General features: G+C 58.4%; 9 protein-coding genes, 1 pseudogene and 1 riboswitch. Of the genes and pseudogenes, 3 read left to right on the forward strand and 7 right to left on the reverse strand.

The window, feature by feature from the left end:
• Positions 1 to 63: 63 nt before the first annotated feature.
• Both nifD and IVA79_RS32165 read right to left on the reverse strand, forming a co-directional pair.
• A complete protein-coding gene (gene nifD / locus IVA79_RS32160) occupies positions 64 to 1,566 on the reverse strand; it encodes a nitrogenase molybdenum-iron protein alpha chain (RefSeq protein WP_247560662.1) in 1,503 nt (500 codons plus the stop codon).
• Between the two features lie 1,407 nt (positions 1,567 to 2,973).
• Positions 2,974 to 3,299 (reverse strand): annotated as a pseudogene (locus tag IVA79_RS32165) (ISNCY family transposase); the annotation flags it as partial.
• 62 nt (positions 3,300 to 3,361) lie between these two features.
• Here IVA79_RS32165 and IVA79_RS32170 point away from each other — a divergent pair.
• On the forward strand, positions 3,362 to 3,535 hold the full coding sequence (locus IVA79_RS32170; protein WP_247560664.1) for a hypothetical protein: 174 nt from the start codon (positions 3,362 to 3,364) through the stop codon (positions 3,533 to 3,535).
• Between the two features lie 561 nt (positions 3,536 to 4,096).
• Here IVA79_RS32170 and IVA79_RS32175 read toward each other — a convergent pair.
• Positions 4,097 to 4,390: a hypothetical protein gene (locus IVA79_RS32175; RefSeq protein WP_247560666.1), complete on the reverse strand. Its 294-nt coding sequence runs from the start codon at positions 4,388 to 4,390 to the stop codon at positions 4,097 to 4,099.
• 1,974 nt (positions 4,391 to 6,364) lie between these two features.
• On the opposite strand from IVA79_RS32175, the gene IVA79_RS32180 reads away from it, so the two are divergent.
• A complete protein-coding gene (locus IVA79_RS32180; RefSeq protein WP_249816265.1) occupies positions 6,365 to 7,432 on the forward strand; it encodes a cytochrome-c peroxidase in 1,068 nt (355 codons plus the stop codon).
• 76 nt (positions 7,433 to 7,508) lie between these two features.
• Here the strand turns inward: IVA79_RS32180 and IVA79_RS32185 are convergent, their stop codons facing one another.
• Both IVA79_RS32185 and metE read right to left on the reverse strand, forming a co-directional pair.
• Positions 7,509 to 8,000, reverse strand: coding sequence for a reverse transcriptase domain-containing protein (locus IVA79_RS32185; protein ID WP_247560668.1), 492 nt, complete (start codon positions 7,998 to 8,000; stop codon positions 7,509 to 7,511).
• 1,612 nt (positions 8,001 to 9,612) lie between these two features.
• Positions 9,613 to 11,928 carry a 5-methyltetrahydropteroyltriglutamate--homocysteine S-methyltransferase gene (gene metE / locus IVA79_RS32190; protein ID WP_247560670.1) on the reverse strand — a complete coding sequence of 772 codons (2,316 nt, stop codon included), beginning with the start codon at positions 11,926 to 11,928 and terminating at the stop codon, positions 9,613 to 9,615.
• A gap of 100 nt (positions 11,929 to 12,028) precedes the next feature.
• Positions 12,029 to 12,228, reverse strand: a riboswitch (cobalamin riboswitch).
• Between the two features lie 173 nt (positions 12,229 to 12,401).
• On the opposite strand from metE, the gene IVA79_RS32195 reads away from it, so the two are divergent.
• Positions 12,402 to 12,713: a hypothetical protein gene (locus IVA79_RS32195; RefSeq protein WP_247560672.1), complete on the forward strand. Its 312-nt coding sequence runs from the start codon at positions 12,402 to 12,404 to the stop codon at positions 12,711 to 12,713.
• Positions 12,714 to 13,211: 498 nt separating this feature from the next.
• Here IVA79_RS32195 and IVA79_RS32200 read toward each other — a convergent pair whose 3' ends face one another.
• A complete protein-coding gene (locus tag IVA79_RS32200) occupies positions 13,212 to 13,415 on the reverse strand; it encodes a 4Fe-4S binding protein (protein ID WP_247560674.1) in 204 nt (67 codons plus the stop codon).
• 617 nt (positions 13,416 to 14,032) lie between these two features.
• Positions 14,033 to 15,247, reverse strand: coding sequence for an EAL domain-containing response regulator (locus IVA79_RS32205; protein WP_247560676.1), 1,215 nt, complete (start codon positions 15,245 to 15,247; stop codon positions 14,033 to 14,035).
• Between the last annotated feature and the right edge of the window lie 23 nt (positions 15,248 to 15,270).

The following is a 15,270-nucleotide window of genomic DNA, read 5'->3' on the forward strand; positions in this document are numbered from 1 at the left end:
CTTCAGATTCTTGTGTTCGTTCTCCTGCCCTTCCCCTCCTCTGTGGAAGAAAGGGCGGCTTTCCTATTCCGCCGCCATGAGGCTCGGCCGCGGAGTGTCCTTCCAAGGTGCGGTGGTCTTCCCCCAGATCGGGGAGTTGATCGCCATGTCCATGTCTCGGGCGAAGATCGCGAAGCCATCATAGCCGTGGTAAGGACCCGAGTAGTCCCAGGAATGCATTTGGCGGAACGGCACGCCCATTTTCTGGAAGACGTATTTTTCCTTGATACCGGAGCCGACGAGGTCTGGCCGGATCTTTTCTACGAAGCGCTCGAATTCGTAGCCGGTGACATCGTCGTAGATCAGCGTGCCGTCCTTGACGTAGTGCTGGGCGGTGCGCTGATAGTCGTCGTTGTGACCGAACTCATAGCCTGTGCCGACAACATCCATGCCCAGGTCCTCATAGGCGCCGATGACGTGGCGAGGACGTAGACCGCCGACGAACAGCATTACGGTCTTACCATCGAGCCGCGGCCGGTATTTCGCGGTCACCGCATCGACAAGCGGCTGATATTTCGCAATGACGCGCTCGGCGCCCTGCTTGATCTTATCATCGAAGAAGCTTGCAATTTTGCGCAGTGACTCCGCGATTTTGGAAGGTCCGAAGAAGTTGTACTCGCACCAGGGGATCCCGAATTTTTCCTCCATGTGCCGCGAGATGTAGTTCATCGAGCGATAGCAATGCAATATGTTGAGCTTCGCTTTCGGCGTCGCCTCCAATTCAGCGAGAGATCCATCCCCGGACCACTGGGCGATGACGCGCAGGCCCATTTCTTCGAGCAGGATCCGTGACGACCAGGCGTCGCCGCCGATGTTGTAGTCCCCGATGATGGCAACGTCATATGGGGTCGGCTCAAATTTAGAGCTGGCTTCTGGGGCGCTCTTGTCGAAGATCCAATCTCGAACGGCGTCGTTCGCGATGTGATGGCCGAGCGATTGTGACACGCCACGAAAACCCTCGCACCGCACGGGCACGATGGTTTTGCCGCCATATTCCTTTGACTTTTCTCTGGAGACCGCCTCGATATCGTCGCCGATCAAACCGATCGGACATTCGGACTGAATGGTGATGCCCCTGTTGAGAGGAAATAGCACCTGGAGCTCGTCGATGAGTTTGGTGACCTTCTTATCGCCGCCGAAGACGATATCCTTTTCCTGGAAATCGGAAGTGAATTGCAGTGTCACGAAGGTGTCGATGCCGGTCGTGCCGACGTAGTAGTTGCGCCGCGAGCCCCATGAGTACTGACCACAGCCGACCGGACCGTGGCTAATGTGGATCATGTCCTTTATCGGCCCCCAGACCACGCCCTTGGAGCCCGCGTAGGCGCAGCCACGGATGGTCATCACGCCCGGAATGGACTTGATATTCGACTTGACGCCACAATCCGACTTCCCCGCCTCGTGAACACTCAGATGCTTGGCGCGCCTTTTGGCGGTCTTCTCTGGGTAGACCTTCAACACCTCATCGATTAGCTGCTTGTTGCGCGCCTTGATCTCTGCGACGCTTTCGGTAGTTGCTCGGCTCATACAAAATTCCTTTCCATTGTCGTCTCACATCAAGAAGCGGCGCTTTTCCGGTGGACCGACGGATTTCCTTCCGGCGTTCAGGTGTAAAATGTGCAACCTCCCCGACCGGTCCTACCGGTCGCAAGTTCGCGGGCTTCTGGATCATGCCGCAGCGGTCGATCAGGATGTTGTAGCTCATGTCGGCTGAGCGTTTGCGAGAGCCCTGTGTGACGCTGTTGATTTGTCGACGGGATCGCGTCCCGGTGATGTTATGCCCGCCCTCCAGCGATTGGTCATATCCGCTTCTTTACTCGCTCGCGTGCCATCGGGGGCCTGTCTCTCTGCATGTCGATGAAGGGCTAACAACCGCCTCTTGCGCAGGAGTGTGCAACGAATGTGCCAGCGCTGGTTGAATACAAAAACCCATGTCTGTAGAGCTAGATAGCTGGCAGGATGCGGATTGTTATAAACCTGACTCTGTCTCGCACCGACAGGCGTACCCGCTAACGCCCTGTCCGAAACAAAACAATCACTTGCGCTCTCCGCCAGCGACATGGCTAGAGTCTTCCCGCGCGCCGACGTCACTCCGGTGCGCAGCTTTGCTTGGCGCACCCATTCGAGCGATCGCAAACACCATCGGTTCGAGATGGATTTCAGCGCACGTAGATGCGCCCATGGTGTTTGCGATCGATCCTAAGAAGGTGGTGATTGAGCTGCACCACCTCTTCCGGATGACTAAGTGAACTCAGTTGTCAGCAGAACGCTTTGTTTCACTTACGCTCGATCTTTCGCTTCGCTCGTCATTCCAGTTGATCTCGTGGAGACGCGCTCTAATGTGGTGACACCCGATCTCCTGGAGAGCATGTGGGGCTGATCGATTCTCAAACCGTGATAGCCTTAAAGGCGCAAGCTCGTGGCCCTTCCAGGGGTCGGCGTTCCACAATGGCCCCGTCCTTGTCATTCGGCAGTCCAGTTGCAGCTCGCTTCAGCATCTCAGTTAGACACGCCACGACGCAATTCGGCGCTTCGATCGGGCGCGCGTCGACTTTTTTCTATCGCCGCTTGCGGAGCGTGACAAAGTTGAGCCGAAGCCGGCACGCGGCACCGAGTGCAGCGACAACGAGGACGGTCTGCTGATGAGCGCGAGGCCCTCCTCCCACTAAAGACGGACACCGCTAGAGCGGCTCGATCAGCGCCGGCTGCCCTCAATTTCGCGTTGAGCGTTCATCATCCGTCGATGAAGCCTCGCATATTCTCCGTTCGGCAAATAGTGCCCGTGGATAGCCCACTTTTGTCTACTTCCCGGCGCGAAATTGATGCTTTCCAGCCTTTGGCCAACGGCATGGCCAAAACAAACCTCGCCGGGTCGACGGCGGGGGTCTGAAGCGAGCAATGATGGGTACGAGGTCTACGGAGCGGCCCGGCTGCTCATCGTCCGTCCGATGTTGACGAGGTTGAGATCACGCCGAGGGCGACCCAGCGCTGCAATCCGGCGTCATCCTTGTATCGGCGTCGATCGAGACCGTTTCGCCGCTTGACCACGCTGATGCGTTCTTCACATTCCGTGCGCCATTTCTGGCCTTCGCGGAACCAGCACTTCTTCTGTTCGCGCTTGCGCTCGGGGATTTTGCTCGGTCGATTGGGGATGCATACCCGCTTGCCCCCAATGCTCTCGCAGCGGCTTCGTTCCTGGCAGAGTAGAAGCCGGCGTCAGTCACGACCAGCGGCGGCACGCGCCTCAGCTTGACCTGGTGGGTTGCGATCGTGCCGAGCCACCACGACTGCGGCTCTTCGGGCACCGCGTCGCTAGTGCTTCGTGCACCGCCGCCACGATCTGCTCGTCCGCCAGAACCTGATCGGCGTGCTGCATCTACTCTTCGCGAAGATCACTCACTCCCTCGGCGATCAGCCCATCACCAAAGCTGAGTTGCGCCCGCCGCATCTCAACCATCTCGCCGCCCGCGCGCCTTCGATGCGGCTCTGGACGTAGCAGCTCATGATTGAGTTGGCAGATGGCCCTCGATCGCCTGCTTCAGCTTCTGATAATTGTCGAGCCAGCGACGAACCGACCCGTTCACGACGTACGCTGAACTGCTACGTGCGCGGCCGCCGGCGTATGTTGCGGTGAGCACGAACACCTGGTGCCCTCCGCCGCGCGCGCATTTAGGACAGCCTCTGGTATATCGGACGGTGCTCTCCAGCTACGAACCGCGCAGCAACTCGGCGGTGGCCGGCAGCTTGCCGACGAGCTTGTCGCGCGCTTTAACGGTTCGCTGAATCAATGGCAGCCTAACAAGTCAAGCGCCGATCCGTTCAACCTTGCAGTTTTCCGCCGACCGGCCCACTCTGAATTCAGACTGCCTCCACCTAATTTGCGCTGGGAAGTAGCCTAGCGCCTTCAAGTGCCTTCGGAGTTTGGGCTCGATCTTTGTTGCCGTGTGCTCGTCTTTGAGGACGGCACACAGGCCGGAGCGGTATTCATCGTGTGGAGTTAAGAGTCGATAGTGGCTCGTCCGCCCGAGTGCTTGCGGAAATGAGCGTGAGACACGAGTCACTTCCAAAAAAGAGATTCTGGCCAATCTGTGAACTCCAATTCGAAGCTACGTAGGCCAGTGAGTTTGGTGGTGAATTTAAGGGTCTTCCCTGAAAGGGCTGCCAATGAGCCAGATGCGAAATTGAATACTGTCGTGCCGGAAGTTGCGACCGCAATGCCTTGCTCGCCTTCCATGCTAGAGAAGCCGGTCACCTCGGAGAGTTGCCCAATTGCAACTCCCTCCAGCGCGCGGTGAAATTCCAGGGACGCTAAGTATGTTCCTTTATCAGCAGCCCACTCGCTGACCGACACTGCTGTAATCCCCGCGTCACCCAAGAGACCATCCGCGATCCGGCAGCCATATTGGACCGTGAGAATGACCCGCTCGTCCCGAACTCCGACCGGCTCTCTATCGGCGGCAGTGATCGTGCACGCGTACCGCCTTGTGTCCGCAACCGCGCCCGTGCTTAGCCCGAGCAACTCGAGAGCGGAACATAATACAAAAGCGATAACGGGTCTTCTCATTCGGCTACACCTAGTCTGGAGTATCGTTCGCCTGCTCTGTACAATCTGACGCTACGGCCGATTCAAGCTTCTTCGATCGCTCCGTCGGATGAAAGCTACTCATGGTGACCGCAATGTCGCAGAAACGGGGCAATCGGTATCCCCCAACGGTGGCCCTGGATGGGCTTCCCGAACGGTTTCATTATCGGCGCTTACGGTGCGCCGCGGGCCAGCACATCGGTGAACCAAGGCTGAGGGCCGAGGCATTCAGCTCGGCGGCGGCCATGACGGGCGCGACGCCCCGCGGCGACGGAGCGCTACGTTCCGGATGCAGGCGCATGCGTTTCTATGAGCGAACACCATTTTCCGCGCCAATGACTCGCGGCACAGGTCCCGAATGTTGCTTCACAGTGTCCATGTAAAAGGAAACGTGGTTGCTAGGAGTCGTTCAAAGGCAGATTGCCGCTCAAGCAGGCGCTCTTCGAGAACCTTACGCTCGAGATCACTTAGCTCGCTTTGAAGTCTTCTTCGGCAGCGCCAAATGTCATTCCGCACGTATCTGATCTCATTCAAGCGATCGTCAATCGAAGCCATCACGGTAACCATATCTAGCTTGAACCAGCCATGGACACTGCAGACATGATATAACGATCTCCTCCCAGCATGTCCTCTTGTATCGAAGTCTTTCAACGCAAGAGCACGAAGTGACCGTTGCTACTGCAGAAGTTCAGCGATTTTTGCCATCAGCGCGCAGGATTTCAAAAGCTGCCACTCGCCCGTGAGTGAGTCGAAATGGTTATCTTATTCCAACCAACACGCGGCCCGCTCAGGTGTGAGGCCGGCCACATAAGCTGGTGTCGAATGGGAGTATCGGAGTAATCGGACGGTCGTACCCGTCAAACTGTGGGTAACAGAGCTGGGATCGGCAATTGCCATGCTAGCGATCCCAGGTGGGGTTCAAGACAAGCCATGTTCAGGCTTGGGGTCTCGTCTGTTACAAACGAGTGGGATTTCGGCGGCGGCGCGCGAAGAGCCGGCGCGGGTATGAGGTCGGAGAGCCTTCAGTCGGCAGGGCGAGGCGAAATCGTGAGCGATAAGCACCGCCGGTCGCCTCGGCTCAGTGTCTCGCGTAGGCCAGCCTAGATCTTATTACCACCGTCCCACGTGCGGCCGGCAAGTTGGAATAGGATCTCATCACAATACTTTCTGCGATGATGTCTAGCCGGGACTGGCGCTTGTCGCATCTGTGACACTGTATGTATTCATCAAACCAAGACATCCGACGTTGTTCGGTAGTCAGGACTCGTTCTGTAAGTTAATCAGCAGCTTGCATGTCAAATGCAGCTGGCATGGGGGTTGCTATTGTCCAGCCGCACCGTGAGCGCTGAGCGCGACCAGCGGTGTAAGACGGATAAGATCAACTTCGGTGAAGCGTATTGCCCACCCAATCGCTTAATGGAGAACCGATGCGGCCACCGGACAGATTATCCTTTTTCGGCACGCTTGTTGTTGTCAGATCGGCCATCATGCCGAAGGTTGAGGCGCTAGTCTGATCTACCAATAGGAAAGTCGTGATCTGAGCTCAAAGCGAACTCGCGAATCAAATAACGGCCTGAAGCCTCGTGGGCGAACGCCGGCAGCGAGCACCTCGAAATCGAACATTTGATGCAGCCTCGCTTGAAAGGATCCGGTGCATGCTGCGCCGGCCTGTTGTGGGAACGGGGTGTGGCATCGCTTTCGACTGTTTCCTTGATTAACAATCAGAACTGATAAGGCGGGTGTATGAACAAATCGATCCGGGAGCTTCGGCTTGTGGCTGAGGCATCTGTTTTGGCCATTGGGTTGCTGATGTCGTCAGGAGCTAGCGCGGACGATGATCTGATGAGAAACGCCAGGCAGATCTTCCATCCGATCCCCTCAGTCATTCCTGCGGTAAAGGACAATCCAGTCACGCATGAAAAGGTCGAGCTTGGCAAGATTCTGTTCTTCGATCCGCGGCTATCGGCAAGTGAGATCATTAGCTGCAATACGTGCCACAATCTCGGCAGCGGCGGAGTCGATGCCGGTCCGACCTCAGTCGGTCACGGCTGGAAGGTCGGCCTACGTCGGGCCCCAACCGTCTACAACGCAGTGTTCAATGCGGCGCAATTCTGGGACGGACGCGCCGCGGACCTCAAGACGCAAGCAACTGGCCCTGTGCTGGCGAGAGCCGAAATGAATGCGACTCCGGATCGTGTGCTCGACACCTTGAATTCAATGGCCAGCTATGTCGTCTTGTTCAAAAACGCTTTCCCGAACGAAGCGAGACCGGTCAGCTTTGAAAACTTTGCGAAGGCCATCGAGGCTTTTGAAGCGACTCTCATTACACCTGCGGCCCCGTTCGATCAGTATTTGGAGGGCAATACACATGCTCTCGATGATCAGCAGAAGTCAGGGTTGGCGCTGTTTATGGAGAAGGGATGCTCCTCTTGCCACAATGGAATCAATGTCGGTGGACAGGCCTACTTCCCGTTTGGCGTGATGAAGAAGCCTGATGCAACCCTGCTTCCGGAAGGCGATAAGGGCCGATTCGCGGTCACCAAGGCCGTCGGCGACGAATATGTCTTCCGCGCGGCGCCGTTGCGGAACGTCGCGTTGCGAGCCCCTTACTTCCATTCGGGCCAGGTTTGGAGCCTGAAGCAAGCTGTTGCCCTGATGAGTGAAATCCAGCTCGGCGCCAAGCTTAGCGATGGGGAAGAAAACGACATTGTCGCGTTTCTGCATTCGCTAACCGGGCGCCTACCTAAGATCGAGTATCCGATACTACCCACCCGTACCAACACGACGCCAAAGCCTTCAATAGACAGGTAGGATTAACAGCACCAGCTTCATGCCTTGCCGAATAGTAACAAATGAGACGCAAGAACCCGGCGTCCCGCACACGTCCTCAGCGGCTTGTCGGCGACCTTGCGTTTGATCGCGCCGCCGGACCTGGCCAGAAGCTGTAGCCCAGGAACTTGCGACCGAACACACAGGCCACTGCGCTTTTGGTCTCGTTGACCGTCAAGCGCAGCCTGCCGTAGAGCCGCCGAAGCAGCGCCATCACCCGTTCACCCGCCCGGCGGCTGCGAACGTAGACGTTCGCATCGTCGGCGTAACGCACGAAGCAATGGCCCCGACGTTCCAGCGCCTTGTCCACTTCATCGAGCAGGACATTGGCCAGCAGCGGCGATAGCGGCCCGCCTTGCGGCGTCCTCATCGTACGCGTCTGGGCCACGCCACCGTCCATGATTCCACTGTTCAGATACGCCAGGATCAGCCGGATGACTCCGATGTCCCCAATCCGTTCCTGAAAGCGGTCGATGAGGATGTCGTGATTGATCCGGTCAAAGAACTTTTCCAGGTCCACATCCACCACGATCCGGCGACCCGATTGCACGTATGACTGTGCTGCAAGGACGGCATGATGCGCGCCCCGGCCCGGCCCGGCCGGAAGCCGTAGCTATGCTTGCCGAAGGTCGATCAAGAATGGGCTGCAACACCTGCAGCAGCGCCGGCTGGATCAAACGATCCGTCACCGTCGGGATGCCAAGCTCGCGCTCGCCGCCCTCAGGCTTGGGGATCGTCACCCGTCGTACCGGACTGGGCCGGTAAGTCCCCGACAACTAGTTGCTGGCGGATCGCCGGCCACGCCGAACGCAGATGCGCGACGGTCCTGGTCAATGTCCAGACCGTCCCCACCAGCTGCGCCTTTGTTGGCCCGCACCCGCTTGAGCACGCGTTGCAGGTTCTCTCTCGTCAGCGCCGCCAGAAGCAGCCCTGACCCTGTGCTCTCCGATCCATGCCGCGGGCGACGAGCTTCATCGCTGCCCGAGCCACACGTGGCTTCACCGCGTCCTACCCCGGACCGCCCTGCTTGCGCCGACATCTGATGCGATGCTTGCCACTTCGGCACGGCATTGAACACTCCTTCTCGTTTGGCTCTTCGCCCACCGTTCAGCCTTCCGACTCTACTGGCGGCGACTACAACCTCGGCTGACTTCTCGCTCCGGCTCGACACCCGTTGCCCCTTTCCAGGCACAGGCGAGATCTCCCCAGATAAGAGCGCACTCCTTCACTGCACGACCGCCGGATCTACGCCGCTTCCCCTTGATCACGAGAGTTTCGCGGTTTCTGGCCCGCTGACACTGGTCGGTAACGCCTTCTATCCGGTTCTTGTTCATCGGCCCGCAGCTTCGCTCCACGCCCACACTCGGTCGTGCAGTTGCGCTTCGCTTCGCTCGTTGTGATCAACTCGCGACAGGACTTTCACCCATAAGAGTGCACCCATGCTGGGCGCACCAAAAAAACGCCCGGCCTCCGCCGGAGGCCGGGCGAAAGTCACGCAGGAACAACGCTGCTTTACGCATCGCACCAGCTTTCGTCGGTAGGGAGGACTACCGGCGATCGATTTACGGCGAGGGCATTCGCCGTCAAGCAACGAGAAGCGGATGCCACTCCGCGCGAAGCCTGGAGCCGCTTGCCTTCCGGCTCCTGTCGGAAACTTCACGACTTGTCCACCACTCGCCCGCTGTCCGGTTGGCACGGCAGTGCCTTGATTGAACTGGGATCCTTTGCGCAAGCGGTTTGGCTGCCGTGCCCTGAAACACAAGCGACAGTTTGCCGTCGCAGCAGCATTTGGCACCCCACCAAAAAGGCTCGATTATCTTCCGGAAGAGCGTGCCAAGGCGCCAATTTCGTATGACATTCCGTAAGGGCGGTAAAATAGATTATTGTGATGGGACACATCCAAGCAATGGATAAATGAAAAATAGCGCTGTGCTTCGCGTCGAGCGTTAATGTTCGGAATAAGTGACCTGATCGGGCATCGCCGGCATGCTGTCCGCCGTCGGATCGAAAACCGAGCTTGTCGCCGGCTGTATGCGACCGCCTCCGCCGGCGCCGGCCGGCATTCCCAGGCGCTGGGAACTTTGGGAGCTCGCAAGGACATCGTAAGCCCCCAAAGCGCGTGCATCTTGTTCACAAACGCGTTGGCGAAACGCTCCGCACCATCATGGCTCAGCCCGCAACTCGCGTGCGGCGGCCACCATATTGACGAGCGCGGGACGCACCTCCTCCCACCTTCGAGTTTTCAGTCCGCAGTCGGGATTGATCCAGAGCTGCCGATCGGAAACTCGCTGCCGCGCCAACACAATCAGCTGCTTGATTTCCGCCGCTGCGGGAATGCGCGGTGAATGAATGTCATAGACGCCGGGCCCGATCTCATTGGGATATTTGTAGCTCTTGAAGGCCTCGAGCAATTCCATCTTAGAACGCGACGTCTCGATTGAAATGACGTCAGCATCCATTGCTGCGATCGCATCGATGATTTCGTTGAATTCGGAATAACACATGTGGGTATGGATCTGAGTTCCGTCGGCGACAGCGGAGGAGCAAACGCGGAAGCTGTCCACTGCCCAATCGAGATAGTTCCTCCACTGCGATTTGCGTAGCGGCAATCCCTCCCGCAACGCAGGCTCGTCGATCTGGATCATGGTCGCTCCAGCCGCCTCAAGATCGATGACCTCATCGCGGATCGCAAGAGCGATCTGACGGCATGTCTCGCTCCGCGAGATGTCGTCGCGGACAAACGACCAGTTCAGGATCGTCACCGGTCCGGTCAGCATAGCCTTGACGGGTTTCTTGGTCAGAGACTGCGCATAGCGCCACCATTCAACGGTCATCGGCTTCGACCGAAAAACATCTCCGAACAGGATCGGCGGACGAACGTATCGCGACCCATAAGACTGAACCCAGCCGTGCTTGGTGAAAGCGAATCCCAACAGCTGTTCGGCAAAGTATTGAACCATGTCATTGCGCTCGAACTCACCGTGTACGAGCACGTCCAGGCCGATATCTTCCTGCCACTGCACGGTCCGGGCTGTCTCGGCTTTCAGAAGCTGCTCGTACTGCGCGTCATTCAGCGCTCCCCGCGCATGAGCCGCACGCGCATTCCGGACGTCGACCGTTTGCGGGAAGGATCCGATGGTTGTCGTTGGAAACATCGGCAATGCGAACGCGACGCGCTGGACGTCGGCACGCTGGGTGAACGCACTGCGACGGCGACGCATGCTATCGTCGATCGCGGCCATTCGTCCGGCGACATTCGCATTGTGGATTTCGGGCGATGTTTCGCGGGTCACGGCTGCGTACTCCGAAAACGCAAGTTCATCGGCCACCTCGGCAGCATGGCCGGCCAGCGCTTTGCCCAATATCGAAAGTTCCTTGATCTTCTGAACTGAGAACGCCAGCCACGTCTTCAGATTGGGATCGAGATCGGTCTCTAGCTCAATGTCGATCGGAACATGAAGCAGCGAGCAGGAAGGAGCAATCTGAACACGGTCCCTGCCCAGCTTTTTGACCATAGGGGCAAGTTGGTCGAGCAAGGCCGCAAGTTTGGAGCGCCAGACGTTACGACCATCAACGACGCCTAGCGAGACCACGAGATCTCTGCGGGCTGTGGCAACAATTGCGTCCAACTGGTCGGGTGCCCGAACCAGATCGACATGAAGCCCTGCAACGGGCAAGGCCAAGGCTGTTTCAAGATTGTCGCCGATAGCGCCGAAATAAGTGGCCAGCATGATTTTAAGGGCCGGCACAACCTTTGCGAAATGAGCATAGGCCCGGCGGACAGCCGCCAGCGACGCTTCGTCGATGTCCATCACTAGGCATGGCTCGTCGAGCTGAACCCATTCAGCACCGCGCGAGGCTAGTTCGCGGAGAACATCGACATAGACTGGGAGGAGCCCATCAAGCAGCGACAGCGGATTGAATGCGGGATTTGCGCTTTTGCCGAGCTTCAGGAAAGTGACTGGGCCAACTAGGACGGGCCGCGTTTGATAGCCGAGGCTTTTTGCCTCCTCATATTCCTCGATCGGCTTTCGAGAGGAATACTTAAAGATCTGATCCTGGTGAAATTCCGGCACCATGTAGTGGTAGTTAGTATCGAACCACTTCGTCATTTCCTGTGCGGCTACGCCAGGCCTATGCTGAGCGTGATCACCATCCTGAGCGCCACGCGCCATGGTGAAGTAGGTCTTGAGCGACACAGGACCTTCAGTCCAGCCGTAGACGTCGGGAATGGCTCCGACCATTACGCTGGTATCGAGCACATGGTCATAGAGCGAGAAGTCATTCGAAGGAATGACGGTCGCACCGCAGGATTTCTGCCGTGCCCAATTAGCGGCACGAAGTCCACTCCCCGCCTCGAGGAGCTCGGCTTCGCTGGAGTTTCCCGCCCAGTAGCTCTCGAGCGCGAATTTGAGTTCGCGTCGTGGGCCGATGCGTGACGTCCCCAGTGTGGCAACGGGAAGCGAAAGAATAGACATAGCTCATACCCCATAATTGGGGGCAAAGGCCATGGCGGACGCATGCAGCGAATATCGCGTGAGCGACAGCTGCTTGGCGCACACCGGGACACCCCGCCCGTGGACGATATATTGTCGAGGCAGGTCTCCTGGCTCGCGGGTCGTCGCTGCTGTCCGGCCTTCCCGAAGCCGCATGGCTTCAGTGACTTCGTTGGACAGCGGCTCGCCGCTTACAGTTGCGGGGGCAGCGCCGGCATGCACCGGCTTCCCTCTTAGCTCCGGATCAAACGAAATCCGAAGACCACGACGGCTGGTATTATGCGCACGAGGATCGATCGGTCAACCTACTAGCTGTCGCTGCGATACTGCCCAAGAGATTGCGAGCTATACCAAATAGGCTACAACGGTCTTACTCCCGGCCTGGTGAAAACGCGTGGATCTGTGGAGACTCTGCTTGTGAATGCGTCCGCTCAACATCCTGTTCGCGTAGTCGGATGAGCTCCACGAGCAGAACGAACGCGCCGGGCGCTTTCGACATCTGCGTGATCGCGACAAAGCCTGGACTTGTCTGTCAGTGGCTTCTCGAACTCGTCCGTGAGGAAGTTGCGATCATGCTCGGCGGGCAACCGTTTGATGACAGCGCCAGCTCCTTAGGAATTGCCAAGGCGGGATTGCTCCAGGATCGAACGGATTATCAGGTCGGACTGCCTCTGTTCGGCCTGCCCCCGCGACGAGCCGCGAGCTCGATCGCCTCCGTCGCGTTGGTCAAGATGATCTCCTCGGTGCGCCAAGCACTTACGTGCTGAGCGACTTTGGCGCGCGCCTCCGTTGTTTCCGTCGCCGCTGGCGAGCAGTGCAGCCTGGACGTTGGCCTGCGCGAAATCGCAGGAACAGTTCCGGACCACGCTGACTTGCGAAACTGGAGTAAGCGGCGAGAGCGCGGGCGGCGGGGATCCTGCTATGACCCTAGGCTCCATGCACTCGTGCATGGTGACCAGGGGCAAGCGGATGCGAGCTTCTCGTATGTCTTCAGGATTTCCGGACCGATCTCGTCGCGCGTGGAGACGTCTCTTCGGCTCCGGCCGTGACGTAGCTTTAGATATCCTGCAAGTCGATCTTGGGATATTCGACGCCCGTCCACCTCGCTTCGGCTTCGAGGGTTTCTCGGAGTCGATCAGCGCCTTAAGCTCATAACGAGGTTGATCGACCTCGATGCGTCCCACGCGGTCGGCGCCCTCCTCAAGCGCGACATCTACTACTTCGTTCGCGAAATCGAGCGGTGACGCCTTCTGGACGCGGGCTGCTTATGCTGTCTTAGACGGGACACAGGTGTCAGGCACCGGACAGACCACCGCGCATTGCGGCGTGTCGGAATGGCCCTCGCACTCCGTACACTTTTTGGCATCGATAACGTAAATGTCGCGCTTGAGGCTGATCGCCGCGTTGGGACACTCGAACTCACATGCCCCACAAACGGTGCATTGCGAAGCGACGATCTTGTAAGTCATGCCTTCCGACTCCTTAGGCGAGCGATGCCATTGGCGATCCCCTTCAAGTGCCGTGCCAAGGACAGACGCGCTCAATGATGGGCAATTTGCCCAATTGTGCTGTCCCGGGTCTGAGACCATGTCGCATCTGCGACAGCAACGGGCCACTTCAATTTCAAGCGATGCGAGCCCTCGGGCCCTGCTCCGAGAGCCAGTCGCGACTCGACCGCTGGGAGCTTTCGTCGGTTTGTCTGGCATGGCAGCGCGGGGCCAAGCGACGTTCGACGATTCCGAAACCGGCGGCGCGACTAAAAGGCGCGAGCCGACGCGCGTCTACGCCGGATCTCCGCAAACCTCCGGTCACACGCCCTGACTGGAGGTTTTGTGCAAGCCTCGCTCACGGCTGCAACGTTAGCCCAGCGGATTGACTCGCTGGAGGCTTGCCAAAACGGGTTTGTGCTACAATAACTTTCGGCGTCGCTTCGGAGGGAAATGAAGTTCCGCCGGGAGAAGCGATGCTGGCTTTGCAAAATGACCGATTTAATTGCAGTCACCCGCATGCCTGGTGCCGAGTAGGCATGACGGCGCGTGCGAGCGCTGGTACGCTTTGCGTGTCTGCTCAGCCACTCCTCATGCAACTATTTTGGACGAAGTGGAACAGGGCTGAAAGATGACTGTGCAAATTGCTTCAGCGGCATGGCCTTTCCGAACAGAAGGCCCTGCGCAAGGTCGAAGCCGAGTTCGGTCACAGCGATCAGGTCGGCGTGGCTCTCCACACCTGCGGCGACGGTGCGCACGCTGTACTCTTTGGCTAGATCGACGATATGGCGGCACACCGTTCGCTTCAGGGGTCCATTTCCGCAACCGGCGACGTACTGCCGGCCCACTTTTAATTTCATGAATGGGAATTTTTCCATCCCCATCAGCTGCGGCCAATTGGCGCCGACATTGTCGATTGCAAGGCCAATGTTGTGAAAGCGAACCTCACGCGCGACCTCGATCAGGAGATCTAGATTCTGGATCGCTTCCTCGCTATCGATTTCAATCGTCAAGCCGCCGAAAGCGGGGTGCGACGGCATGCGCTGACAGAGATCGCGTACCGCCTGCGGGTCAATCAGGAATGCTGCCGGGAGATTGATGGAGAGATCGATCGAAGTTTGCTGCTCCAGAAGATAATGCCAATCCTTGATCGCGCGGTCGATCACGAACTGCGACAACTCCCTAAAATGCGGATCGTGAGCCTCCGAGATGAAATAGGCCGGTGGAACAACGCCCCAGGTCGGGTGCCGCATTCGCACAAGCGCCTCGGCGCCGCGGCGGCTGAGAGTACACGCGTCAAACTTCGGCTCATACCAGAGCTCAAGCCAGCCAGCGTGTAAGGCTTCCCCGACATGGACCGCGGGACGGGGAGCCGGCTCTCTGGGCAAGAGCATGGCGACCCGATCGCGTAGCGTCTCGGCTGCAAACGGCGTCCTCAGCGGCGGCAGCATAGCAAGTCCATATTCGCCCCCGACCTGCTGCACTGCCGTCATGATGATCGACTCGCGGGCGCCGAACGCCAGCACTCCGCCTGCAAATCCTTCGCGTACGAGTATCTCGAGCAATCGTCCAGGCTCGATTCGATCCGAGCCAATGCCGAGCAGGATCAGATCAGGGAGATCCGTGCCGAGTACGTGCGGCAGCTCGTCAGCAGTCCCGCATTCGCTGATAACAAACCCCATATCCTCCAGTACATCCCGAAGAAAGGCGCGCAGATGCCGCTTGCCGACGGCCACGCACGCTCGCGGCCGCACCTTACGCTGTCCGAAGATTACAGGTTTCCCTCCGACCAGTTCGGCCTGCCCATGCTCCATCGCAACCACTCCCCTTCCGTGAC

This window comes from Bradyrhizobium sp. 138 (assembly GCF_023074075.1).
Classification (GTDB): Bacteria; Pseudomonadota; Alphaproteobacteria; order Rhizobiales; family Xanthobacteraceae; genus Bradyrhizobium.

Bases quoted from the DNA above. Each gene is read 5' to 3' on its own strand.
- IVA79_RS32195 (WP_247560672.1), top strand. From the start codon at position 12,402: ATGAGCTCCACGAGCAGAACGAACGCGCCGGGCGCTTTCGACATCTGC.
- IVA79_RS32180 (WP_249816265.1), top strand. From the start codon at position 6,365: ATGAACAAATCGATCCGGGAGCTTCGGCTTGTGGCTGAGGCATCTGTT.
- IVA79_RS32205 (WP_247560676.1), bottom strand. From the start codon at position 15,247: ATGGAGCATGGGCAGGCCGAACTGGTCGGAGGGAAACCTGTAATCTTC.
- nifD (WP_247560662.1), bottom strand. From the start codon at position 1,566: ATGAGCCGAGCAACTACCGAAAGCGTCGCAGAGATCAAGGCGCGCAAC.
- metE (WP_247560670.1), bottom strand. From the start codon at position 11,928: ATGTCTATTCTTTCGCTTCCCGTTGCCACACTGGGGACGTCACGCATC.
- IVA79_RS32200 (WP_247560674.1), bottom strand. From the start codon at position 13,415: ATGACTTACAAGATCGTCGCTTCGCAATGCACCGTTTGTGGGGCATGT.